Annotated in this window: 24 protein-coding genes and 2 pseudogenes; 17 read left to right on the top strand and 9 right to left on the bottom strand. The window is 33.5% G+C overall.

Annotated features, from left to right (window positions below):
• Positions 1 to 168: 168 nt before the first annotated feature.
• The 4 genes from J4P91_RS20220 to J4P91_RS20205 all read left to right on the top strand — a co-directional run bounded on the left by J4P91_RS20220 (position 169) and on the right by J4P91_RS20205 (position 3160).
• Positions 169 to 549 (top strand): VOC family protein, encoded by a 381-nt coding sequence (locus J4P91_RS20220; protein WP_207995578.1) that lies wholly within the window; start codon positions 169 to 171, stop codon positions 547 to 549.
• 372 nt (positions 550 to 921) lie between these two features.
• Entirely contained in the window at positions 922 to 2007 is a 1086-nt protein-coding gene (locus J4P91_RS20215; RefSeq protein WP_374192060.1) for a response regulator aspartate phosphatase, read from the top strand.
• Positions 2004 to 2144 carry a Phr family secreted Rap phosphatase inhibitor gene (locus J4P91_RS20210; protein ID WP_207995577.1) on the top strand — a complete coding sequence of 47 codons (141 nt, stop codon included), beginning with the start codon at positions 2004 to 2006 and terminating at the stop codon, positions 2142 to 2144. Before J4P91_RS20215 ends, J4P91_RS20210 begins: the two co-directional genes overlap by 4 nt.
• Positions 2145 to 2596: 452 nt before the next feature.
• On the top strand, positions 2597 to 3160 hold the full coding sequence (locus J4P91_RS20205) for a restriction endonuclease (protein WP_243763930.1): 564 nt from the start codon (positions 2597 to 2599) through the stop codon (positions 3158 to 3160).
• 480 nt (positions 3161 to 3640) lie between these two features.
• Here the strand turns inward: J4P91_RS20205 and dhaQ are convergent, their stop codons facing one another.
• Positions 3641 to 4639 (bottom strand): DhaKLM operon coactivator DhaQ, encoded by a 999-nt coding sequence (gene dhaQ, locus J4P91_RS20200; protein WP_207995576.1) that lies wholly within the window; start codon positions 4637 to 4639, stop codon positions 3641 to 3643.
• 12 nt (positions 4640 to 4651) lie between these two features.
• Positions 4652 to 5224 (bottom strand): dihydroxyacetone kinase transcriptional activator DhaS, encoded by a 573-nt coding sequence (gene dhaS / locus J4P91_RS20195; RefSeq protein WP_207995575.1) that lies wholly within the window; start codon positions 5222 to 5224, stop codon positions 4652 to 4654.
• Between the two features lie 273 nt (positions 5225 to 5497).
• Here dhaS and dhaK point away from each other — a divergent pair, with 273 nt between their 5' ends.
• Complete coding sequence (gene dhaK / locus J4P91_RS20190) at positions 5498 to 7249, top strand: dihydroxyacetone kinase subunit DhaK (protein WP_207995574.1); 1752 nt, start codon at positions 5498 to 5500, stop codon at positions 7247 to 7249.
• 295 nt (positions 7250 to 7544) lie between these two features.
• Here dhaK and J4P91_RS20185 read toward each other — a convergent pair whose 3' ends face one another.
• Both J4P91_RS20185 and J4P91_RS20180 read right to left on the bottom strand, forming a co-directional pair.
• Entirely contained in the window at positions 7545 to 7763 is a 219-nt protein-coding gene (locus J4P91_RS20185) for an alpha/beta-type small acid-soluble spore protein (RefSeq protein WP_279538676.1), read from the bottom strand.
• A gap of 394 nt (positions 7764 to 8157) precedes the next feature.
• The gene (locus J4P91_RS20180) at positions 8158 to 9615 is read right to left on the bottom strand and encodes a DHA2 family efflux MFS transporter permease subunit (RefSeq protein WP_207995572.1); all 1458 of its coding nucleotides are present in this window, start codon (positions 9613 to 9615) and stop codon (positions 8158 to 8160) included.
• Between the two features lie 173 nt (positions 9616 to 9788).
• Between J4P91_RS20180 and J4P91_RS20175 the strand changes: the two genes are divergently transcribed.
• Complete coding sequence (locus tag J4P91_RS20175) at positions 9789 to 10337, top strand: TetR/AcrR family transcriptional regulator (RefSeq protein ID WP_207995571.1); 549 nt, start codon at positions 9789 to 9791, stop codon at positions 10335 to 10337.
• A 733-nt stretch (positions 10338 to 11070) separates the two neighbouring features.
• Here the strand turns inward: J4P91_RS20175 and J4P91_RS20170 are convergent.
• Positions 11071 to 12870, bottom strand: a complete 1800-nt coding sequence (locus tag J4P91_RS20170) for a GMC family oxidoreductase (protein ID WP_243763929.1) — start codon at positions 12868 to 12870, stop codon at positions 11071 to 11073.
• A 672-nt stretch (positions 12871 to 13542) separates the two neighbouring features.
• Between J4P91_RS20170 and J4P91_RS20165 the strand changes: the two genes are divergently transcribed.
• The 5 genes from J4P91_RS20165 (at position 13543) to J4P91_RS20145 (ending at position 18700) form a co-directional block, all read left to right on the top strand.
• Positions 13543 to 14343, top strand: coding sequence for an ABC transporter ATP-binding protein (locus J4P91_RS20165; protein ID WP_207995570.1), 801 nt, complete (start codon positions 13543 to 13545; stop codon positions 14341 to 14343).
• Between the two features lie 139 nt (positions 14344 to 14482).
• On the top strand, positions 14483 to 14794 hold the full coding sequence (locus J4P91_RS20160) for a heavy metal-binding domain-containing protein (RefSeq protein ID WP_207995569.1): 312 nt from the start codon (positions 14483 to 14485) through the stop codon (positions 14792 to 14794).
• 613 nt (positions 14795 to 15407) lie between these two features.
• The gene (locus J4P91_RS29760; RefSeq protein WP_142301762.1) at positions 15408 to 15452 is read left to right on the top strand and encodes an erythromycin resistance leader peptide; all 45 of its coding nucleotides are present in this window, start codon (positions 15408 to 15410) and stop codon (positions 15450 to 15452) included.
• A 529-nt stretch (positions 15453 to 15981) separates the two neighbouring features.
• The gene (locus J4P91_RS20150; RefSeq protein WP_207995568.1) at positions 15982 to 17412 is read left to right on the top strand and encodes an MDR family MFS transporter; all 1431 of its coding nucleotides are present in this window, start codon (positions 15982 to 15984) and stop codon (positions 17410 to 17412) included.
• A 553-nt stretch (positions 17413 to 17965) separates the two neighbouring features.
• The gene (locus tag J4P91_RS20145; protein WP_207995567.1) at positions 17966 to 18700 is read left to right on the top strand and encodes a MerR family transcriptional regulator; all 735 of its coding nucleotides are present in this window, start codon (positions 17966 to 17968) and stop codon (positions 18698 to 18700) included.
• 177 nt (positions 18701 to 18877) lie between these two features.
• Here J4P91_RS20145 and J4P91_RS20140 read toward each other — a convergent pair whose 3' ends face one another.
• A complete protein-coding gene (locus tag J4P91_RS20140) occupies positions 18878 to 19306 on the bottom strand; it encodes a hypothetical protein (RefSeq protein WP_207995566.1) in 429 nt (142 codons plus the stop codon).
• 164 nt (positions 19307 to 19470) lie between these two features.
• Between J4P91_RS20140 and J4P91_RS20135 the strand changes: the two are divergent.
• Positions 19471 to 19722 (top strand): annotated as a pseudogene (locus J4P91_RS20135) (ATP-binding cassette domain-containing protein); the annotation flags it as partial.
• A gap of 113 nt (positions 19723 to 19835) precedes the next feature.
• Here the strand turns inward: J4P91_RS20135 and J4P91_RS20130 are convergent.
• The gene (locus J4P91_RS20130; protein WP_207995565.1) at positions 19836 to 20132 is read right to left on the bottom strand and encodes a WGxxGxxG family protein; all 297 of its coding nucleotides are present in this window, start codon (positions 20130 to 20132) and stop codon (positions 19836 to 19838) included.
• A gap of 529 nt (positions 20133 to 20661) precedes the next feature.
• On the opposite strand from J4P91_RS20130, the gene J4P91_RS20125 reads away from it, so the two are divergent.
• On the top strand, positions 20662 to 21177 hold the full coding sequence (locus J4P91_RS20125; RefSeq protein ID WP_207995564.1) for a DUF3231 family protein: 516 nt from the start codon (positions 20662 to 20664) through the stop codon (positions 21175 to 21177).
• 313 nt (positions 21178 to 21490) lie between these two features.
• Here the strand turns inward: J4P91_RS20125 and J4P91_RS29600 are convergent.
• Positions 21491 to 21625 (bottom strand): annotated as a pseudogene (locus J4P91_RS29600) (O-methyltransferase); the annotation flags it as partial.
• A gap of 70 nt (positions 21626 to 21695) precedes the next feature.
• Between J4P91_RS29600 and J4P91_RS20120 the strand changes: the two are divergent.
• The 4 genes from J4P91_RS20120 (at position 21696) to J4P91_RS20105 (ending at position 24735) form a co-directional block, all read left to right on the top strand.
• Entirely contained in the window at positions 21696 to 22913 is a 1218-nt protein-coding gene (locus J4P91_RS20120; RefSeq protein ID WP_207995563.1) for a sensor histidine kinase, read from the top strand.
• A complete protein-coding gene (locus tag J4P91_RS20115) occupies positions 22903 to 23547 on the top strand; it encodes a response regulator (RefSeq protein WP_207995562.1) in 645 nt (214 codons plus the stop codon). The genes J4P91_RS20120 and J4P91_RS20115 overlap by 11 nt, the downstream gene beginning before the upstream one ends.
• Before the next feature lie 212 nt (positions 23548 to 23759).
• Positions 23760 to 24200 (top strand): hypothetical protein, encoded by a 441-nt coding sequence (locus J4P91_RS20110; protein WP_207995561.1) that lies wholly within the window; start codon positions 23760 to 23762, stop codon positions 24198 to 24200.
• Between the two features lie 94 nt (positions 24201 to 24294).
• Positions 24295 to 24735, top strand: a complete 441-nt coding sequence (locus J4P91_RS20105) for an Ig-like domain-containing protein (protein ID WP_243763928.1) — start codon at positions 24295 to 24297, stop codon at positions 24733 to 24735.
• A gap of 83 nt (positions 24736 to 24818) precedes the next feature.
• Here J4P91_RS20105 and J4P91_RS20100 read toward each other — a convergent pair whose 3' ends face one another.
• Complete coding sequence (locus J4P91_RS20100) at positions 24819 to 24959, bottom strand: YflJ family protein (RefSeq protein WP_017152979.1); 141 nt, start codon at positions 24957 to 24959, stop codon at positions 24819 to 24821.
• Positions 24960 to 24990: the final 31 nt, after the last annotated feature.

Genomic DNA, 24990 nt, shown 5'->3' with positions numbered 1-24990 from the left:
GTTATTATTCTATCTCTCTTTTAGAAACTCCTACTTAAATGAAACTGCTCCGTTTTTTTGAAGGAAGTTTTTAGTTATTGGCGTATCTATTAAGTTGTCATTGGATTTCAGAAACTTTGGCGACGGGAAGGGTTAGATATTTACTCATATAAGGGAGTGGGAAGGTCTATGATTAGTAAAGTCGGTCAAATTATGTTGTATGTAAATAACCAAGATGAGGCAGTGAACTTTTGGACAGAAAAAGTAGGATTTACTGTAGTTTCTGAAGAAAATAATGGTCAAGGAATGAGATGGATTGAAATTGCTCCAACAAAGGGAGCAGAAACAAGCATCATTCTGCACAATAAGGAATTCGTTGCTAAAATGTCGCCTGGATTAAATCTTGGTACACCTTCTTTAATGTTTTTTACGGAAAATCTCGATGAATTACGTAGCAACTTATTAAATAAAAATATCACAGTCGGAGAAATTGTTAATATGCCTTCAGGTAGAGTATTTAACTTTGCGGACTATGAAGAGAATTACTTTGCTGTGATGGAGAAAAAATAAATTGCCAAAAACCCCCTGCTTTTTGAAGGAAAAGTAGGGAGTTCTATGTTTAATATTCGCACTTATTTGTTAAACACTACACTACATTTAAGTAGAAACTTTTATAATTTTAATAGAATAAAGCAATATATAATGAATTCATAAGACTTGTTTCAAAATGCTTATCGCTGTAAATCTGTATTTTCTGGGTGCTATCCCATTACCATCAAGCTAAACAGTTTAGGATATAAAAAACAAGCTGTTATCATTCATGTTAAAAAGACTGAATTTTCTGTATTATATTTCTAAATATTAGTTGGCAATAAGGATTAGTCTATCTGAAAAATAATTATGTTAATATTTAGATAATAAATGCGGAGAAGGGGGATTCATTTGGGTATAGGTATTGTTACAAGTGCTGAATATAAATTGTTACAAAATTGGTACCATGAAATGCTTTCTCAACATATTGAGAAAGCACGCATTCTAAAAAAAGAAGTTAATAGTAATCTTAATAGAATTAAAGAAAACAAAGAGCTTTTTACTTATTACTCATTGTTAGAGTTTAGATACCAAATGTTAAGTGGGAATTTTGAAAACGATCTTGAAGGATTTGAATTTATTCAAGATCAACCAGATAGCTTTTTAAAATACTATTATCATTTCTTTAAATTTATCTATGCTACGGAGATAGGCAACTATTCATGCGCGGAGTATCATTACGAACTTGCTGAACAGTTACTTATCATGATTCTAGATGAGTCGGAAAAAGCGGAATTTCATTATCGTGTTGCACTATATTACTACTACTTATCTCAGCCTACTTTAGCAATTAACCATGTTAACAAATCGCTTGATTTTTTTGATGAAAATGTAGGGTATGAAACAAAAGTTGGGGCATGTAAGAATACGTTAGGTATGGCCTGTGTTACATTGGGACAATTTGATTTAGCAGAGGAATACTTAGTATCCGCATTAAATACATTCCAACAAGAAAATGAAGAACGCCCAGCTTTAACAGTTCGATATAATTTAGGATTATTCTATGCAGATCAAGACCTTTCAGAATTAGCGATACGTCATCTTACAAGTGCTTTCAAACAATTTGCTCATCCCAAAGAACCTTATCAAAAAAGAGGGACTTATGTATTAGCTAGAGAACACTTTAAGTTAGGAAACTACAAAGAAGCAAGTTTCTATGTAGAAGAAGGTTTACAGTCTTGTACGAAGGAGTACATATACCACTTCACTATTTTAAAAGCGATAATTGAAAATGAACCAATCGAAAGACTTGAAGACTTGGTATTAGAAGCTATTTCATATTTCAAAGAGCAAGAATTATTTAAAGACATGCAAATTTATACCGAAGAATTGGCAGCAAAATGGTATGATGCAGGTGATGAATGTAAAGCAGGAAAATACTTTTATATGAGTTATGAGGCCAAAAATTTATTAAAAGAAAAGGGGCGTCTAAAATGAGTAAAATTAAATTAATCGTATTAGGTTTAGTAAGTGTTGCTGTACTATCGATTGGATTGAATGAACCCGTTCCAAAACAGGTTTCAGTAGATAAGAACATTCCAGTTCAATATTCAGAACATGGTGGTGGAATTTAATTAAATTAAAATACAGATGCATTTACCCTCCACACTTTTACAACATTTAAGAATTACGTTATGATACAAATTAAAAATATAGGATGTGTTAACATCCACCCTTCAATAACCGCTATCGTCAGGATAGCGGTTATTATAATTGTTTATTTTTTTAATTACAATACAATCGTCATTACCACTTGTATGACTTATCTTCTAATATAAACCACCGCCATTTATAAAAAATACACGCAAGAACCAAATATAAACTAATATTTTTTCATAGTAATCCATTCATTCTTTACTGGAAAAAGAGTAAAATTATTGAAGTGGAAGAGATACTAAAAAATGCATTGAGTAAATGAAACAAAGTATTTTTTTGCTAATACCTGATTACATGTAAGTTTTTGTGTATAATTTCTTATATAGTAATATTCATATGGATTAAACGATGAAGGAGCGCAACATGTATTATGACAGAGGCTGATATTTTTTGGCTACTAGCTTTCATTATAGTACTTATTATAGTAGTTAGAGATATGTATAAAAAACATAAATATAAAAAGAAATATAATCTTCTCAGGCAAGAAGAAATAGCACGTAACATTCAAAGGGAAAAACTTAGAATAAAAAGAGAGCAAGAAATATGTCAGTCAAACATCGATGAAATTGATTGTATGGAAGGTAAAGAATTTGAACAATATTTGAGGGTATTATTCCAATCGCTTGATTATCATGTAGAAGTTACGAAGGAATCCGGTGATTTTGGAGCGGATTTAATTTTAACAAATAATAATAATAAAATCATTGTACAAGCAAAACGTTATAAAAATAACGTGGGTATCCAAGCTGTCCAAGAAATCGTTGGAGCAAAAGGATACTATAACGCTGATCATGCTTGGGTTGTAACTAATAGTTATTTCACAGCACCAGCACGTAAACTAGCTGCAGCTAACGAAGTATTACTAATAGATCGTGAACTATTAATTAAGTTAAGCGCACAGGTAAACCAAGAAAAACTAAAAGAAACAGTATAAAGAAAATTTATATTAAATTTTATAAATAGTTATATATAAATATGATTAGGTGGAAACCTAATATACTTGTATTGTAAGAAGAGACTTGTTGATGTGGAGCGAGTCGGATAAAGGCAACTGAGGGTGTCTTTTCTATTTCATGAAAAAATTTTAAGAAATCCTGCATTTCATAGATTGCAGTAATTTCTGTTTAAATCGTCCATCAGGCTAGTGAGAATAAGTACTCCCAAATAGTCAAATTGATATCACCAGGGTAAAGAATGTACAGAATTCTTGTTTTTGGGCGGTTTTTGGGGGAAGTGGCGAAAACACATATGGCAATACTTTTGTTAGTATTCATGTACGAGGTTGTCAAGGTCTGAGTTCGATATGGTTTAAAGAAAGACGGCTCCTATCCGATTTGTTGAAGTAATTAATATGTTTACAAAATACAAAAAGCCCCAGATGTGTTTACACGTTCACACCTGAGACTAATTCTAACTACCAGCTAGCCACCCCAACATTAGCTTTTAGCCATTTCTCCCAAAGTGGATCTTCTATTTTCAGGAAGCTTAATGAAGTGCCTTGCATATCTAAAGAGGTTAGATGGGTTCCGACTTTTACAAATCGAATATCTAATCCTTCAAGTTCACATAAACGGCGAATGTCATTTGCGAATATATACTGTTCCATTAATGGGGTAGCACCTAAGCCGTTAATCAAGATGGCAAACTTGTCTCCTTTTTTCCAACGGTAAATACTTTTGAGCTTATTCATAAGCTCAATTGCCAGTTTTTCAGAAGAGAATAATACCTCTTTACGATACCCTTTTTCTCCGTGGATGCCGACTCCGTAAAAAACTTCATTGTCTTGTAAAGTAAAAGAAGCTTTGCCTTGGATAGGGTCGTTTGCTGGGGAAAGTGCAACTCCTAATGTATGCAGATTCCGAATGACAGAACGACCAATGTCCGTTAATTGTTGTAATGAATAGCCTTCAAGAGCTGCTGCTCCGAGTATTTTATGAACGAAAACTGTACCAGCAACTCCTCGTCTTCTTTTATTAAAGGAAGCATCATCTTCAATGGAAACATCGTCATTTACAATGACATGATCAATAAGTCTCCCTTCTTCTTTTGCCAAAGATTCAGCAGTTAAAAAGCTTTCTACGTCAGCTTTAAAGTTTTTTATGATTAATAGGATACTCTTGTCCTTAGGCACAGAGCGAATTGCTGCTAATATTTGTTCTGATGTAGGGGGAGTGAAGATTTCGCCATTGACTGCTACTGACAACATTCCTTCTCCTACATAACCAACATCAGCTGGTTCATGCCCGCTACCACCACCGCTTATGATGACAACATCTTGCCTAATTTTGGCAAGGTCTTTCCGGTAAATGACGTTGTGTTCTCGGTTATAAGATATTCTATCGTTATGTTCAAAATAAAAGCCATGCAACATATCTTGAACAATATTTTGAACATCATTCATAATTTTTTTCATTGTTTTTCCACCTTATGATTTGTTTGCTGATTGCTTTAGTAAAAGGACTAATTGATTGTTTATCATATTTTTCATCATCGAAGACATGATAGATGGGTCTACAGCGCAATGATTTTCAATCCAATCTTTTATTGTTCCAACAAAGCCATGACTATAAAAAGAGGCTAGTGTATCTTTTTTCACCTCAGAAATCGCTAATTTACAGCCAATTAATAGCTCATCGATAATCTTGATGTATAAGTTTTTCGTATGTTCGAATAGATAATAATTAAATGAATTTTGCTCGATTACTTTAAATGCATTTAGGTAGAACCTTTGATTTTGATGAAAGTAATGGAATAATAGGTCGAAAATATTTTCCCATTTTTCATAATCAAGAAAGTCTATAATATTTTCCTTCGTTTCTTCTTTATAAATCCAACCTAATAATTCAAATTTATCTTTAAAATGATAGTAAAAGGTTTGCCTGCGCATTTGACAATTCAACATAATATCACTCACAGATATTTTATGAAAAGGTTCTGTTTCCATTAATTGTTTTAGCGAGTTCGCTATGATTTTTTTTGAAATGATAGAAGAGGTCATTATAATCATCCCTACAACTTTATTCGTTTTTAATAATTAACATCCTAGTCTATAAATGAAGTGGGTGTCTTTAGACAAATCGTTCATTTTGTCCGTTTACCATAAAACGCTTTCATTTTACTATAGTTAATAAGAATGCGCTTTCAAATATATCATAATTCAGAAGGGAATGTATCGTGGCAGGAATCCCCTATGAATCAATCCAATTATGAAAGTGTGGATACGAATAGGTTTGCGAAGAGTGTAACAAAACTTACAGAGGAGGAATAATAAATGAAAAAAATTATAAATCAACCTGAAACCCTTGTTATGGAGATGTGCAATGGAATGGTTATGGCTCATCCGGAACTTGAGTTGTTAAAGAAATATAAGGTAATTAAGAAAAAAGAAATGAATGAAAATAAGGTTACTTTAATTAGTGGCGGCGGTAGCGGACATGAACCGGCACATGCGGGGTTAGTAGGGAAAGGAATGCTGGATGCGGCGGTATGTGGAGATGTGTTTGCTTCTCCTTCACAAATCCAGGTATATCAGGCAATTAAAGCAACAGCTAGCAAAAAAGGTACGCTGCTTATTATTAAAAATTACAGTGGAGACATTATGAATTTTAAAAATGGAGCTCACTTAGCTACTGAAGACGGAATTCAAGTAGAATATGTCCGCGTAGATGATGATATTGCAGTAGAAGATAGTCTTTATACAGTAGGACGCCGCGGTGTTGCAGGGGTTGTGTTAGTGCATAAAATTGCTGGTGCGGCAGCAGAAGAAGGTATGGATTTAATGCAGGTCAAAGCTGTAGCGGAAAAAGCAGCGGCAAACGTTCGAACAATTGGTCTAGCGCTAACTTCCTGTACAGTTCCTGCTAGTGGATCACCTACTTTCAAATTGGATGAAGATGAGATGGAATATGGCGTCGGTATTCATGGAGAGCCAGGCAGAAAACGGGAAAAAATTGCGACTGCAGACGAATTAGCCTTACGCATGACAAATGACCTTGTGAAAGATTTAGGACTAGATAAGGATGCTGAAATTGCTGTTCTAGTAAACGGCTTCGGCGGTACACCGCTTCAAGAACTGTATCTGTTTAACAATGCAGTTACTAGAGAGTTAAGTAAAAGAAATATACGAATCAATAGAACGTTTGTCGGTAATTACATGACGAGTATTGATATGGCTGGAATTTCTCTAACTGTAATGAAACTGGACGATGAGCTGAAAACATTATTATCTAAAGAGTGTAATACACCTGCGTTTAAGGTAGATGGACCAATTGAGAGCGTAGAATACGTTGATATTGAAGAAGAAGTAGAAGACAAGCCTGTTTTCTTTGAGACGGAAACAGCGGAGGAACATGCGATTATCAAGAATGAGGTAATCACATTAAATAATATGATTTATCTTGTAGATAAAATGAGCGAAGTTATTATTAAGAACGAAGTACCATTCTGCGAATTGGATACGCATGCAGGTGATGGTGATTTTGGAATGAGCGTTGCTAAGGGATTCAAGCAATTAAAGAGAGAATGGCGCTCGATTTTGGATCAAGAGCGTTTAAATATAGGAACATTCCTAGATGCGTGCTCTATGGTTATTATGGAGCATTGCGGTGGAGCTTCTGGTCCAATTTGGGGCGGAGCTTTCCGAGCTGCAGGTAAGGCTGTAGAAGGGAAAATGGAATTAACAGTCGGAGAGTTTGCTGAAATGCTGGAGGCTTCACTTAAAGGGATACAGTCTATCGGTAAGCGATCTTTCGGAAGAGGAGCAGAAGTAGGCGATAAAACGCTTGTAGATGCACTTGTACCTTGTGTAAATTCTTGGTCAGAAAGTGCTGCAACTGGCACAGACTTTAAGACTGCTTTTGAAAAAGGAGCAGCGGCTGCCGTTAAAGGAGCAGAATATACAAAAGAAATCGTAGCTCGAATGGGTCGCGCTGGTACGGTTGGCGAAAGAAGCTTAGGGTATCCGGATGCTGGTGCTTATGCGCTAGGAGTTATTTTTACGGAGCTTTCTAGCAGTTTAAAATAATGACAGTGCGGTGTTTTTAGATACTGGAGAGTATAAATTGTGTAGATAAATAGAAGGAAAAGAAGAAAGAGGCAACGTCCAATAAAGTGAAACTTCCATCAGTGGGGGGCTTCATCCCCCACTGATGGTTAGTTGAACGAATCGGGTTTTTACGGGCAGTTGTCCCCCACCTATCTTCCTCGTTTCTCTCTGAATCTTGAGGTGGGGGTCTTACTGCCCGTTAATGCGGGATAAAAAGGTACCTTACGAAGCAGTAGGTACCTTTTTAATCTTTATTTTTTCTATGTAGATATCTTTAATGAATTCTATATTGTCCCATTAGTTGTTCTTGACCCATTCGAACTAAACGCTTTGTAATTTCTCCTCCAACAGAACCGTTAGCACGTGCAGATGTCTCTGGACCGAGTGTAACTCCAAGTTCACGTGCGATTTCATATTTCATTTGCTCAATTGCTCCTGCTGCGCCAGTTATAAGGATTTCATTTGAATTATAATTATGTTCCTGAATATTCAATTTCAACACCTCCATTTAATTGGTATATAATATTCCTCTAACTCAAGCTAAGAATGCATACCAATATCCGGAAGTTTTTGATACATTCCAATATAAATCTCGGGAATCTCATATGTTTCATCAAACTGTAATTGGTTAATAAGTTGCTCCATATCTAGTGGAATTTTCACACCAGCATTTTGACGACTACCGCCTGAACCTTGATAAGTAGAAGCGAATTTATCCGGGACCTGAAAATGTGTGGGCTATCCCTTTTAGTAGATATTACAAAATGCATATATTATGCATTTTGTAATATATTCTTTGTCATGGAACTATAACATATTTAAAATAAAGCATATCTGACAAATCTCAGATATGCTTGCATTTTGAATATGATGGATAATAATATTAATTAATCTGTTACTTGATTAACCTTTGCCTTTTGTATTGCTGTTTTTTTAGGCATAAAGCATGCAAATATTAACGCTACAATAGATAAAACTAACATAAAGGCATAAGCATCATTTGAGCCAAAGATAGAAGCTAGTTTCGCTAGTTGGATAGCTGTAATATTTCCATTTTCCATAGATAGCACAGAGGCATGTGAAGTTGCTTGAATTGTATACACTGTGATGACAACTGCTGTTCCAATAGCACCAGCTAATTGGCGAATGGTATTATTTACTGCTGAACCATGTGAACCCAATTCTCTTGGTAAAGCATTCAATCCTGCTGTATTTAAAGGCATAGAAATGAAGCTTAATCCAATTCGTAAAATACAGGTGCGAACCATTAAATACATATAAGTTGTGGATTCGGTTAAATCAATTACTCCCCACATGGAAATAATGATAAATAGTAACCCTGCAATAAAGAGTGGTTTAGCGCCATATCTATCATACATCTTACCTGTGACAGGTGATAAGAAGGCATTTATCACAGCTCCGGGTAATAAAAGTAAACCTGCTTCGAAAGCTGTAAAACCCCGTCCGTTCTGTAAATAAATTGGTAAAAGAATTAAATCTGCATACATAATCATTGTAATTAGTATATTGATGAACGATGTGAGAGTGAAAATTTTATACTTAAATACGGATAGATTTAATAATGGATCTTTGGATTTCATTTGACGTAAACAGAATAAAATCGTAACGATTATTCCGACGATAATTGTTGTAATAACAACGGGATGATCCCATCCCTTGCTTCCTGCACTACTAAATCCAAATAAAATACAGCCAAAGCCAATTGTTGATAAAATGAAACTTGTGATATCCAATTTCGCTTTTGTTGTTTCTACAACATTTATTAAATATTTGAACGCAAGAACAATGACGATTAATACAAATGGGGCTAACCCAATAAATAGCCATCTCCATGATATATATTCAATTATAAAACCAGATAATGTAGGAGCGATGGCTGGTGCAAAAATTATCGCAAAGCCAATTGTTCCCATAATACTTCCACGCTTTTCGATAGGGTATAAATATAAAATAACTGTCATCATTAGAGGCATAATAATTCCAGCACCAATTGCTTGAATCATTCTTCCTGTTAACAGCATACCGAAATTCATCGCACAGGCACAAAATACAGACCCGATGAATAAAAAGAACATCGAACTAATGAATAGCTGTCTTGTTGTAAAACGTTTCATTAAAAACGCTGTAATTGGTACTAAAACACCATTTACTAGCATAAAGCCTGTTGATAACCATTGTACAGTTGTAGCCGTTACATGAAATACATCCATAAAACCACTTAATGCAACATTTAATAACGTCTGATTTAATGTTGATAAAAAACAGCCTGCAATCAGTATAATTAATAAAACTTTTTTATTTTTCTCTGTTATTTCCTTCTGCATCCATAAACTCCTTTATTTTAGACTTGCATTCTCGACATCGTGTCGATAAAATCCATAGTAACAAAGATACATATTCCTGACCATGAACAATTTTTTATTAAATGTTCACTAATCGACATAGAAAATATATGATGTCGAGAAAGTCGAAGGAAAATCTATAAAGGAGTTTTAAAATGTCTATACCTAAAAAAGAGGATCCTCGTACAATTCGCTCAAGAGAAATGTTTAAAAATGCTGTCTTTTCCCTTTTACGCGAGGAATCCACTATTTCAAATTTAACGGTTCAGAAAATCGCAGCCAAAGCAGGATTAAATCGAACAACGTTTTACTTACACTATCAGGATATTCAAGATTTACTAACGCAAATCACCGATGAGATTTTAATAGAGCTTTCTAATAAAATTATTGCTTTAATACATGCAAAAGATCTATCAGAAAAACAACAGTTAACACAATTGCTTGATTATTTATATATTCATCGAAATTATTTGCCTATTTTATTTAATATGAATCAGTTTGAGGAGCAATTATTTTTATTATTAAAGCAATTAGTAGAAACAAGAAGAAAGAATACCAAGGAGGATTTACCTGCTGATTATGTTGCTATTGAGATTAAAACGGCCTCATTAGTGGGTATCATCATGTGGTGGATAAGAAAGGGGCTTCATTTCAGTTCAGATTATATTACAAATCAAATTTATTTAATGTACAGAGGGCAATGATTCTAGACTATATATCAATAATGTAAAGAAATGATTAGAAGTTAGTTTTTATTATTTTAACCGAGAAGATCCCCTCCTCTAAACGAAGTGAAGGTGGGGGTAGTTCAATTAGTGAGAATAAATGAAACAGTTGTTATTTTACTTCTTAATGGCGCTAATGGGTGCTTTAGTTTGAGATGGTATGCTGATTTTCATTTGTTTTTCTATTTTCGTTATTCTATTTAATTGGAAATTGTAGAATAACAAAAATAGAAAATAATCAAACTTTATGTAAAGTGACAAAACAGTTGTTTAATTTACGATAAAGTCGTTTGAAAAATAATAAAGTTGTTAAAAAAATGCAGGTCATTCTATTCCACGATCGGGCCATTTAATGAAATAAGAGGTTGCATAAAACATCACTTCTTTATACAGCCATCAGGCGCACTTGGGCGTGCGCAAACGTTGATTTTTAAACAATATATAACTTGCTACATAAACGATAAAAACAGACTCGTTGAACCCCCTTGGGCGCCAAGAGGGTTGGTTTTGGTTCAGTTCTTATAAAAGAACATTATGTAAACTGGAAATAAATGCAATATTCAGTGTGAATTTCTAAATCGGATTTTATGTCAATAAAAAGAGATTGGATACTTAAAAAGGTATCCAACCTCTTTGAGATAGTTTTTTTCAAAAGTCTGAAAAGGAGCTTCTCCCAAAACAGAAAGGCCCTGTTTTCTATATCTTACTCCTGTCATTCATCATCTTCATCGTCTTTATCTTCATCTTCAAAATCTTCCAATTCCTCATCATCCACCACATATGGGGAAGTATCCTCACGAATAAATCGTACCGCATTTAAACCGATCATCTGAGCAGCGGTGGAAGTGTTGCCATCTGGTAAAATAGGAGCGATGGAAAGATCAGCGACTTTAAGGTTTTTCGTTCCAAAAACATTCAAGAATCCATCAACAACTCCTTCTTCAATATTTTCACCCATTTTACACTGCCCTCCAAAATGAGTGAAATTCGTGTAGGAGGCCTTGACAAAATCAGTAAGTCGGTTTCGCTTTTCTTCTTCATTCGTTAAATTGAATATATTTTCGGGAGGGTATACAACCTTATAAATACCATTCGGATCTAGTTCACGAGCTTTCATCATAATATTGAAAGTCTCAATATATTGATTCACCATATAATTTAAGTCATCAGGATTTTTTAACGGATTAAAACTAATCGATGGATAAGCTTCCGGATCACTATGTGCGATTGTAATCTTACCTTTACTTTTAGGGTTAAGATCTAAAATCGAAAAACTCATGATATTGCTTTGCTTTTCGGAATTAAATTGCCATTGATTAATAAACACATCTTGAATCGGGATAAAGAATGGTAGTGGAAGCCCTATTAATTGAAGGCGACGACCACCAGGTTCTTTTTCCTTTTTAAAGGCACCTAGTACTATTGGCTGATCAGGGTCAGCAGACAATACCTGCAGAAGTCGATTTGTTTTTACTTCTACTCCCATTCCCACAAAATAATGAGTTTGAAAATTGTGACCAACATTTGGACTCTCTATTAATGTTGATATCCCTGCTTTAGCTAAATCAGCCGGTCTGCCGATTCCTGAACGTTGTAGAATAACGGAGGAAAAGTTGCCTGCAGAGACAATGATTCCTTTTCGGGCAAAACTTCGTTGTGATACTCCGTTCCTGACATATTCAATGCCAACAGCAATGTTAACCCCCTTTTTTTCTTTAAATAGAATTTTATTCACTGTTGTTTTTGCGAAAATGACCAATTTTCTCTGACCGACCCCAAACTCATCTGGGTGGACTTCATTCCCCTGTGTAACAATATTTTTATTTAAGTATCCAGTTACAGTAGATGAACGAACAAACTTTCCATCTACTTCTTTTTGAATAAATTGCGATTTGAAAAATGTACAATCTCTTATGCCTGTATTATAATCTTTGACAATAGGGATATCTAAAACTTTTGATGTTGCTTTAGCTAAAGTATTTATAAGTCCATCATTTGGGATGATTTGTTGTCTAACAAAAATTGGACCTTTTGTTCCCCGTTGATCCGGTTTTTGTGTATTTCCTGTGTAGGTTTCATTTTGTTTGAATAAGGAACGAACATTTTCGTAACTCCATTGAGGTCCAACGAGTTTTGCCCACTCATTATAAAGATTACGACTTCCGCGTACTGCATACATAAAATTATGTTGCGAGCTTCCACCAATTACTCTACCATTCGATAATTTAAGCTGACGTCCTATATTTTCCTCCGTTTTAGAAAGAGTGTTAACCGAAAGCTTGTTATCATTAGCTACATTTGCTGCTTCCTCAAGAGAAGGACTATTGTTCGACATATTCGTTCCTGCTTCAAGGACGAGGACGGAAGTTTTTTTGTCATCTGTTAATTTTTTAGCAATTACCCCTCCGGCAGTTCCAGCACCAACCACGATATAATCAAAAATATTTTTTTTTGACACACTATCATTCCTTTCAATATAGGATTTAAAACAATTTGTTCCATCATTTACCATATGACACCGAAATGCTTCCTATGCTGAAATGACTGGTATTGAAATCACCTTTCTTATTCAAGGCGACATATTAGATACCGTAATTAATAAAGTATTACCCCTTTATTTTATTCTCTTATTTCAGAGCGGACTGTTTACTTGTCAACTCTATGAGCTTATTTTTTGTAAAATAGGCAGAGAAAGAAATGTGCTTTTCTTATTCAGCAATCGGGCGCTTTAATTGAAAAAGGATCACAAAAAAGATCAAACTTTTTTATAAAAGAATGATCCATTTAAATATATTAAGAGCGTATTTTGATCAATCTTTTTTTTAAACACGCTCTTTCTTTTGTTCGTTTATCAAGGTTATTAGTATCAATTTGATCAAACATTATTCTAAATCAACAGTAAACATTGGCGGGGGAACTCGCATTTTTGAGAGGATTTTCTTGGTTATTCATCTCCATTACAATACTTTTGTTCCTTTTCTGTGGATATAAAGCAAATAAACTTTCTGAAAAAAATAGAATTAATGTTGGATAAATGAATGAATTGTTTTAATGAGAGCGCTTAAAAATTTATACTTAAAAAATGGCTTCGATATTAGATCGGAGCCATTTTTTTCTAGAGGATATAATTTGTTTTTGATATATTAATAGTTGGGAAATACAAATAAGGGGTAGATATGCAGAAATGGAATTATTTGATTATTATAAGCGGAAAGGGAAGTTTAAACTTCTTATTGGAACTGGTATTTTTCTGTTTGCGCTATGGTGTGTATACGGAACTTGGGGACAGGTTAATTGGGGACAGATTATCTTTATTATGACCGTTTCTTCTGTTTTTTTCGGAATTGGATTTTGGCAGTTAAGAAAAGGGAATTTGATACAAAAGAATGCGGTGAAAAGTAATGTAGCGTTTTGGGATGTTGATACTTTTGTCGTATTAGAATTACCTAAAGGGAACAAACAATTTGGTTTATACCATCCTGATGGTGGATATGTTGCTGGAACAAAGATCATTTCATCTAATATTCTTTTTTCAGTAATACCTTTTTTGAAAAATAGAGATGTTTATGGATTAGAAACGAGTAGCGGCGAAATTCTTGCATATTTTCATACTGGAGCTGACGGGTATGATTGGGTAATGTATGATTCGAATTATAACCAGATTGGTATGTTTAATGAGAAGATGATACAAAGCCTTGGCTCGATACGTGGTTCTTTAATGACTGATAAAGAAACGAAGTTGTCCGATGTCGAAGTTGAGGTTGATTTTATTCAAAGTACTCTTCGTACAACAGATGGACGTACATTGGCAATCGGTAAGCAAGGGTATATGCCTATAGAATGGAGCGAAAGATTTATGGGATTAAATGTACCTACTATTACATTAGGTTCCAATGCGTCTAAGAATGAACAAATTCTAGGTCTAGGGGTACTCCTTTATAGCTTATACATAATTGAGATTAGAAAAAGTAGAGCGAGTGTTTAATGGAGAAAATATTTATGAATTATTACAAAGATGTCATCTTTCTGTAAGGTTATTAGATAGTTTATTTATTTTTTCAATGTAATAATAAAAGTATAAGAAACGTCAATAAATTTTGATAGATTATAGGAGAGTGTTAGTAATGATTGTAACAACAACGTCTGGAATTCAAGGGAAAGAAATTATTGAGTATGTTGATATTGTAAATGGTGAAGCGATTATGGGTGCAAATATTGTCCGCGATTTATTTGCTTCTGTTCGTGATGTTGTAGGTGGCCGTTCTGGTGCATATGAAAGTAAATTAAAGGAAGCGCGTGATATTGCAATGGAAGAAATGAAACAACTTGCGAAGCAAAAAGGAGCAAATGCAATTGTGGGCATTGATGTAGACTACGAGGTCGTTCGTGATGGAATGCTAATGGTTGCCGTAAGTGGTACGGCTGTACGTATATAAAATAAAAAAGTATCTTATGAAATGAGACGATCATCCCCTTAGAGTAGATATACTTTAAGGGGGTTTTTGTAGTTATTCCTTTCAGTTACGAGAATAATCCTATCTCTATAATGTGGAAAGTTTTATCAAAAGGTCTTTAAAATTAGATACGTAAAAGATAGTTTTGGCACTGTAGCAGAGCCGTTTTTAATTTTCTCAACATTCCATGTAGATAAATGTGGTAAAATAGTAATTGGATGGGAGTCCAATTACATATTATTAAAATTAAAGTGGTTATCAAGTCGGAGAGGGGCACCCATAAGGGTGTCTTTTCTTTGGGTTTAAAGCCAATAACCTCTATAAAATAAAAAAGTGCTTAAAAGGTAGTTTTGGTATTGTATCCGGTTCGTCAGCTATTTAGAAGAGGATATAAGTAATCTTTTTTATAAATGCATCTTTTTGATACAAAGGATATTGCAAAAGAATATCATGTTTTCTCCAAAAATAATTGTGTTATAAGCCATGTTTTAAATCAGAATGATATCCGAAAAGAAAAAGAACTCTTACTTTTCCTTGACTTTTCTAAACGAAATTTTATAATAAAAGTTGTAATTTTAAGGAGGATTATTAAAAAATGACACATGCTATGAGACTTCGTTTCCCAACTTTGAACCAGTAATTAAATATGTTCAAAGGCTCTGTTTGTGTATGCAGAGTAAATGGGATTAGTCTGTCCTTTTTTAATAATCTTCATTCGCATAAAAATATGTGTTATGTAGAAAGGTGGATTGTTCTGCCTTTCTTTTTTTATTCAGTAAAAGAAGGGTAATTTTGTGACGGCTATTTTGGCTTCCTTTTAATTGCATAAGGATGGGTTTATTCCCTTTTACTCTGAATCACAGGCAGATTACCTGTGATTTTCTAATTTGAAAGGAAGCGGTATGGTGGTAAAAAAATAAAAAGTGAGAGAGCGTGATGGATTGATAATTAAGGTTATGCCTTGCCCCAATTATTTGAAAGAACTAAGAGAAGTAGTTGGGATAAATAAGGAATGATGTAAAATATTTTTGCGTTGTATAAGGAATTAGAAAGATATATTATCTGTAAAATAAACAAGCCATGGCAAATGAGACTATTTCAGAAGGCATTTTAAATAATGGATTACTGCTCATTATATTTGTTTATGGTGGAAATATCGGAGGAACTTTATGGAAAAGAAGATTAATTCTAGAGTAATATTAATAACTTTCATCATTGGTGCATTTTTCGTAATATTAAACGAAACCTTATTGAATATTGCTTTAACTAAGTTAATGACTGTATTCAACGTTGATGCTCCAACTGTTCAGTGGCTGGCAACTGGGTTTATGCTTGTTATGGGTGTTTTAATGCCAATTTCCGCATCATTAATTCAATGGTTCACTACAAGACAATTGTTTATAGGTGTTATGACTATTTTTTTAATTGGAACAATGATTGCTGCTTGTGCAGTGAATTTTCCAATGTTGTTAATCGGTCGTATGGTACAAGCTATTGGTACAGGGGTGTTAATTCCTGTTATTATGAATGCTTTGCTCTTACTTTATCCTCCTGAAGTGCGTGGGAAAATTATGGGGACCTTTGGCTTGGTTATCATGTTTGCACCTGCACTGGGGCCTACTATATCGGGGGTAATTGTTGATTTATTCGGTTGGCGATGGTTATTCTTATTTGTTATACCTTTCGTGTTATTTTCAATTGTATTTGCGTTAAAATATTTACAAAATGTCGGAGAGGTTACACGTCCTAAGATAGATATTATATCGATTATTCTCTCAACTATTGGTATTGGTGGAATGATTTATGGTTTTAGTAGTGCTGGAGAACATTCAAGAGGTTTCTTATCAACAACAAGCATTTCTATTATCATGATTAGCATAATTAGCTTAGTCCTATTTATTTTGCGCCAGTTGAAATTAGAGCAACCACTATTGGATGTTCGTGTATTCAAATATAAAAGTTACACAAGAGGCGTCAGTCTTTTTGTTATTGTTATTATGGCGATGTTTGCATCTGAAATTGTAATGCCAATGTATTTACAAGGACCTCTCGGATACACTGCAAAGGTAGCTGGATTATTGTTATTGCCAGGTGCGTTATTAAACGGCTTGATGTCACCAGTAATGGGTACTTTATTTGATAAATATGGTCCTAGAAAATTAATAATTCCTGGTACAATTATGTTGGTTGGGGTCATGATATTCTTTAGTAATATCACTCCTTCAATACCGATATGGTCTTTCATAATGGTATATATCATATTGATGCTATCTATTTCAGCAATTATGATGCCAGCTCAAACAAATGGATTAAATGAATTACCGAAGCATCTATATCCACACGGCACAGCTATTGCAAATACTTTGCAACCAATTGCAGGAGCACTTGGAGTCTCTATCTTTGTAAGTATTATGACCCAAAGTACTCAAAGTCATATTGAAAAACAATCAACTCCAGTAACAGAACAGTTAATGAATGAAGCCATGACAATCGGCGTACACCATGCCTACTGGTTTGCCTTATTCCTATGTTGTATTGCTTTCGTTATTGCGCTATTTATCAAAAAGGCAATTGCTCCAGAATCTGATACGGAGTCTTGAAAGTAAGGTTTTCATTCGATAAGTTAATAGATTTATCATATATTGTTGAATAATTAGATCCTCATTTTTTAGTGATGCCACTGAAAAATGAGTTTTTTTATAAAGAATGTTAATCAGAATGTCTAAAGTACTACGAAAAATAAAGTAATTTGAAAATGAAAGTCGATATTCTCAACTACGAGGGTATCGACTTTTTCCATTTGTGGACTTGAAATAGAGTCATGATGCTTTATCCCTTTAATCAAAGAATGCTAAGTGAGTTTTGATCAAGCTTTTTTATAAAGGGAAACCTTAATCAGTGGGGGATGAAGAAAACCCCCACTGATGGAAGTTTCACTTTATAAGATGTTTTCTATCAAACTTCATTTCAAAGAAACACCATTAGCCAATAGTTCCAAATTCAGGCATGATTTTTAAATAAGAAGGCATCTTTGTTATGAAAATTGTAATTAATATATACAACAAAAAAGTTTTAAAGGAGTACTTGAACCTAACACGATGTCAGGTTGTATAGTAATGTTGCCGGCAAAAATAATTCGTACGAAATGAGGGGTTGATTCTGAATAAAAAAACTTGGAAAGTTGGGGAATTAGCTAAGCAAACCGGACTTACGGTACGGATGCTCCATCATTATGACAAAATTGGATTGTTTTCTCCTTCGCAGTCTTCTGATAAGGGACATAGGATTTACAATGAAACAGATATTTCCAAGCTACAACAAATTATGTCACTTAAACAGTTAGGTTTTGCTTTGGGTGAAATGAAAGAGATGATGGAAAATCCAAATTTGAATCCGATCGAAGTTATAAAAATACAGTTAGAAAGTATAAAAGAGCACATTCGAATACAAGAACAATTATGTAGTCGGTTGGAAAGAATATACGAGTTGCTGAATAGTCAACAAGAAGTAAGCGCAGAGCAATTTATAAATTTGATTGAGGTGATTAATATGAGTAAAGATAAATATTTTACCCAAGAGCAACAGGAGAAGATGTTCAAACAAATGGGGCTAGAGGAAAGAAAGCAATATGTAAGTGAATGGGCCGAAATAACTGCAAAGATACAAGTGGAATATGAGAAAGGAACACCACCTGAAAAACGAGACGTAACGCAATTGGCAAAGCGATGGAATGAACTCCTCAATAAGCTGACTTTTAGAGATACTGAGATATCCAAAGCAGCTGAACGTTATTATAAAGAGAATCCTAAAATAGGAGAGAAATTAGGGATAGATAAGATTGATAAACAGCTTTCTAACTACATTAAGAAAGCTATGTCACACAGTTAAATTCATCTTTATTATAGAAAAAGTCGTAAGCATTTGTATGGCTACGACTTTTTCTTTTTAAGCGATCGAGCGAGAGTATTGAATAATTTCTTAGACTTAAACAACCTTAATATCCCTTTTTAAAGCATTTGCTATTGCATTTATCAAAATTTAAACAATTTTAAAGGACAATGCTACTTACGAATTGTAGTGTTGTTCTTGGTTTTTTGCATCAAAATTAAAAGACATTATTATCTGTATACATATACGTCTCACTTCATGTATTTCCTTCATACGTAAAAAAGTAATTACAAATATTGATACAAAACACATTACAAATTCAGTTGCAATTTTGATTACATTTTCAGATTTTGCGATAGGAAACGGGTGCTTTAGTAAAAAGTGTAGGGGCCATTTTTGCAGCTCTATCGCATTTCCACTTTCCGCAATCGGGCACTTTTCCGGAACACGGAAAGCGTCATTTTTAATGGAATAAAGGATTAAGTTAAATAACAAGTTTTGTAATAACTGTAATTTAGCAAACGTGGCAGGATATAACTGAGAGTTAAGTAAATACTTTGTGGGGTGCGCTGAAAAAAGGACCACTAATTGCTGGATTTGAGCCATGAAATTGTTTCTTCAAAACGGTATAAGCGAATATATAACAAGAAATTTAGAAATCTTCGTCTACAATTAGTATGAGTTTGTAGATTCAAAAAAAACACAACAAATTCATTTGAAGTTTTACTAACATGGCAATATTAAATTTAGAGAATTGTAAGGAGATCACAATGAAAATAAATCAATTAATTGCGAACAATATTAACAAATTAGATGCAGGACTTCCAACTGATCAATCGTTAGGCATTGCTGGTTTATCTGGATCTGGTAAAACAACTTTTTGTCAGACAATTGGTGAAGAGTCTAAGAAACGTCTCGTTTCATTATTGCCAAAGACTGAATATCAGTATTTATTTCCTGATATTATGGAAACAAATTTCAAGTTATTTTCGACTAATAATAACCCCTTCTATATAATAATTATTGATTTTGATAAATAAAAAACCGCCTTATTAAAGGCGATTCCTAATTTCTGCTTTTTCCATCCTTTTGATAAATAAGTATCTTTTAAAGAAGTTACATACACTGTTCTACATTAACGTGTTTCTTTTTCTCGTCTTCTAAGACCAAATAAACCTACTAGTCCTAATAAACCAAGCCACGCCCAATTGTTATTATTATCGCGAGTATCATTCAAATCATTTGTTGTGTTTACATTTCGAGTTCTCGTATCATTATTAACTCTATTCAAGTTATTGTCATTAACTTGAGTCGTAATATCATTATTAACTCTATCCATATTATTCCCATCATATTCAGCATGAATATTTGTACCCAAAAACATAATAGTTAACACTAAAGCACCTAAAATAGATGATAATTTTTTCTTCATGGTTTTCTCTCCTTTCATATTTAGTAATAATGTCCCCAGCTTCTTTGAACATTATTCGTTCGAGAATGTATAAAGCCATTTAGGTTAAAAGTATAATAAATATCTTTAATTTCCATTATTAAAAGTGCTGACAAATACAATGAAGTTAAAGAAATCCATAACTTAGGAGTTATTACGAAAGGTACGTTTCAAATTTCTACTATAATTAAGTTTTGGATGTTTTGGAATGCTGCTTTTATATTGTTATTTATCTTATCCAAAGAATTTTTTAAGATTATTTTTAGACTTAGGTGCTTGCATTTTTTCTACCGATGACAATGGATTATGTTACTTAAAATACACATGTTATTTATAAGAATAAAATTTTTGTAACAGCATATCCTACAAGATGTAATTACTATATTTGGGTAAGGTGTTCCATATGAGTTATAAGAACTTATTTTCTCTAATCTTGAACATGGTTAGGAAAATTTTTTCTATATTAAGCATTGTTGTTAAGCGTTTAATTTCTTTAAGGAGGAAGATTTTAATGGGTGTTTTAAGTGGGAATCCACAACATGAACCAATGCATTACGGAGAAGTCTTTGGAATTTGGAGTTATCTTGCAGCGGCACAAGGCACAATTGCTGGTTATCAAGTTCTCATTAACCATACAGGAGATGAGGATTTAAAAAAATTTTTAGAAAATCTTGTAGAGAATGATATCCAATCAGAAGTTGAAGAATTAAAAAATTTATTAAAATTAAATGGCGTCGCATTGCCACCAGCACCTCCAGAAAGACCAGTTGCATCTATTGAAACGATCCCTCCTGGTGCTCGTATTAATGATGCAGAAATTGCAACTAAAGTTTCTATAGACCTTGCTGCTGGTTTAGTAGCATGTAGCCAAGCTATGGGACAATCTCTTCGAGAAGATGTAGGGATGATGTTTGGTCAATTCCATATGAAAAAAGCACAAGCTGGAGCTATATTGCTTCGTATGAATAAGAAAAAAGGTTGGATTATTCCACCTCCTTTACATGTTCAACAATCAGAACAAGCATAGTATTTAGTAGCAATCCAATTTCTTTTTGTTATTATTGTCTTTAAGCTGGATAAGATTAAAAATAATTTAGAATTGCGTAAAAAAGATGGTGTCCAACCATCTTTTTTATATACATTAGAAAAGAAACATATATAAATGTGATTGCTTATTGTATTAAATGATATATATTAGGGGTCACCATACATCGCCATCAAGTAAGTATCCCAAAAACGAAAACTTTATCTTTTTACAGTTATTTATGAGAATTCAGCTCATTTTTTTCGTTTTGGGGAACAACCAATTTCTTAACTTGATGGTAATGTGACGGTACCCCCGTTAGAAGTTTTCCAGAGGAGGGAGATACTGAAATAGAAGTCATTCCGTTTTCTTGGATGGACGAAATGACTTCCTCCAAAAAAGCATCTTGACTATGAAACACTGAATCGATATAACTGTTAATTTGTTTCACCTTTAAGAATGCTGCCATGTAGGATGTTATAAGATTGATTTATAGTATAATCTAATGGTGGAGGTGGAAAATGAAGAAGGTAAATTCAAATATAGATTTAAATACAAATTTATTAGAAGCGGTGTTTATTCCGAGGAAATTTATAATGTTATGGATAACACTCGTATATATAGCTTCAATGCTTTTAGGATTTCATAATAACCTTTTCTCTATTGATAGCTTGTTCTTTACAATCGTAATTGTTATACATACTATTTTTCATTGGTGTGCTAGTTTATTAAAGAGGAATCAATTGCTTTACTTCTTTTTCATTCAACTTTTTATTGTATTTTTCGCTGCATTTATTGTGCCAAATGGTTTTATAGCGGTTTTTGTTGGGTTAACTCCCATTTTAATTGCACAAAGTTTATATGTATATAATAAGATATTCAAAGTAATTGCTGTCTTTACGATTATGTATGCAATATTTTGTGTTGCAATTAGTATCAATTATGGTGTAAATAAATTATCTATTCTTATCTCGATGTTCCTTTTAGTGTTAGCAATTATTATTCCTTTTTCCTATATTAATAAGCAGCAATTTGATGCACGTAATCGCATACAGAGATACATTCAAGAGTTAGAATCTGCATATATGAGAGTGGAAGAATTGACGTTAGCTAATGAGAGACAGCGAATGGCAAGAGATTTACATGATACATTAGCGCAAGGTCTAGCAAGCTTAATTATGCAATTGGAAGCAATAGATGCCCATATGCAAAGAGGGAATACTAAGCGATCTCAAGAAATTATTAAACAAACTATGGTAAGAGCCAGAAAAACTTTACATGATGCAAGGTTGGTTATTGATGATTTGCGTTATACCACCAATTCATTTAATAAAGCGGTAGAGGAAGAAATCCAACGTTTTTCTGAGGCCACATCTATACATGTGAGATTTAATATTCAAAGTCCCCCGCATATTTCAAGCTTAGTAAAGGAACACTGTTTATATTTAATAAGTGAATGTTTAACAAATATTGCGAAACATTCACAGGCAACGGATGTAAATATAACAGTCGATTATATGGATGACCTTGAGATACTAACTATTGAAATTGAGGATAATGGAATTGGTTTTGATACTGGGTATATCGGGAAGAATCCTGGACACTATGGTTTAATTGGTTTAAATGAGCGTGTTCGTCTGATTGAGGGGAAAATACAGATAGTAAGTGAAAAGATGAAGGGTACGAAAGTATACATTCAAGTACCGATGAATAAAGAAGGGGATAGACATGAAGTATAATGTATTAATTGTTGATGACCATTTTGTTGTAAGAGAAGGTCTGAAATTAATAATAGAAACTAGTGATTCATTTCAAATCATAGGTGAGGCTGAAAATGGAGAAGAAGCTCTTTGTTTGATAGAGGAAAAGAAACCTGATGTCATTTTAATGGACTTAAATATGCCTAAAATGAATGGTTTAGATACAATTGAACATTTAAAGAAACAACAGATTAATATTCCAATTATTATATTGACTACCTATAATGAAGACGAATTAATGATAAAGGGAATTAAGCTCGGGGCAAAAGGATACCTATTAAAAGATACTGGTCGTGACAATTTGTTTCGAACATTGGAGGCAGCTATTAGGGGTGAGACTTTACTACAACCAGATGTTATGGAAAAGCTAGTTAATTATAAAAGGAAAAAGGTATATACGAATCCTGTTGAAAAACCTAACTTGACCGAAAAAGAACTTTTTGTTCTAAAAGCGATTGCACGTGGATATAAGAACAAAGAAATTGCATTTGATATGGGGGTAGCAGAACGAACAGTAAAATCGTATTTAACCAATATATACAATAAACTAGGCGTTAATTCACGATCAGAAGCAGTAGCTGTATCTATTGAAAAGAAGTTAATCTATCTGTAGAACAATATATTATATATGCCCAATCGTACATTGTAGGCTTGCCCTTTTGTACGATTTTTTTATTTCTTCTTTATGCTATGCTACAGAAAGTATCGGAAAGTTACATGTTTTATCATTTTTATTTTAAAAGTAAGAGTCAAGAAAGATTGAAACAATTCAATCTTATTAGATATACAGAATCATCTAATAGAGAAAGGAAATAGAATCATTAAATGGTAACTTTGTTTTTCATTTCTATAGTGATTTTTTTTGTTTGGATTCAAATTAAGCCTCGAAAAATAAAATGGATGGATATTTTCATTTTCCTAATTGTTGCAGGGATAATTATATACACAATACCACATCCTATGACCTGGGATTTACAGGCTGAGCTGCTGGCGATTACACTCTTTGCTTTTGGTATTGGCGTTTGGCAAGGAAGTATAATGGCAGTCTATTATGAGGATGAAATGGTATATATCAAAAGTAGGAGACAGTATGTACTCTCTTGGATCATTTTAATAATCGGTCAAATACTTATTATGGATGTATTTGAAGGAGAGATTCCATCTTTAGTGAATGTAACATGGCTACTTTTGGTTAGCGTTGTTATTGCATCTGGAGTAAAAAGTTGTATTGTATACATTTTTTGTAAGGTATCTAGCAAGCAATAATATGTGAAAGTAATCAATGGGTATTTTCTTTTTATTTACTCATAGAGTGTATAGCTGTAAATTTATTTCATTATATCAGGGATATGTTACTGGTTTGAATGAATTAAAAATGTTTGGAGAAGTGGAGGAGAGAATAACACGAATGCTTCCATCTAATAGTGTTATTGCCGCATTGTACAGGTTTAGTTGGCGAAAAAATTTGAGTTTTAGTCCTAAAAAAGCTGATAGGAATCAAGCATTTCAGGGAATGGAAGAGGGAATAGAAAAGAAGCGTATTCGATCTGTTGATTATATTGATACAAAAATAATGGTAGATTCCGTGACACGTAGTGATACGTGTGTAACAGGTCATGCAAAACCTCATTCAACAATTGTACTAACAGGTAACCACATGCTTATTGGGAGCGGACGGGTCGATAAGTATGGAAAATTTAGTATACATACGTATAATCATTTGAAGGATCATTCTATAATAAAAGCCCAAGTGATATTGGATGGTTTTTATCAAGAGAGCATAATGATTCATGCTCATTAACTACGAAAGTCATATTTGGTATGTAGTAGATGAAATGTAAAATAAAAAGAAGCAACGTAAACAAACGTTGCTTCTTTCCTGTATTAAGCCGATTCTCTCTGAACTCTCTCAAGTAAACTAGCCAACACATGCGTACGATATGATTCTAGTTTTCTACCTTCATAAGAACGGATACCTAATTTTTTTAATTCTTTTACGTACCAACCTTTGCTACCGAAATACATGTAATCGCTCCCCTTCATTTTTGGTGTAGTT

This window comes from Bacillus sp. XF8, from assembly GCF_017498755.1.
Lineage (GTDB): Bacteria > Bacillota > Bacilli > Bacillales > Bacillaceae_G > Bacillus_A > Bacillus_A bingmayongensis.
The sequence above is the reverse complement of the archived record's forward strand: the minus strand, read 5'-3'. Positions and strand labels throughout refer to the sequence as shown.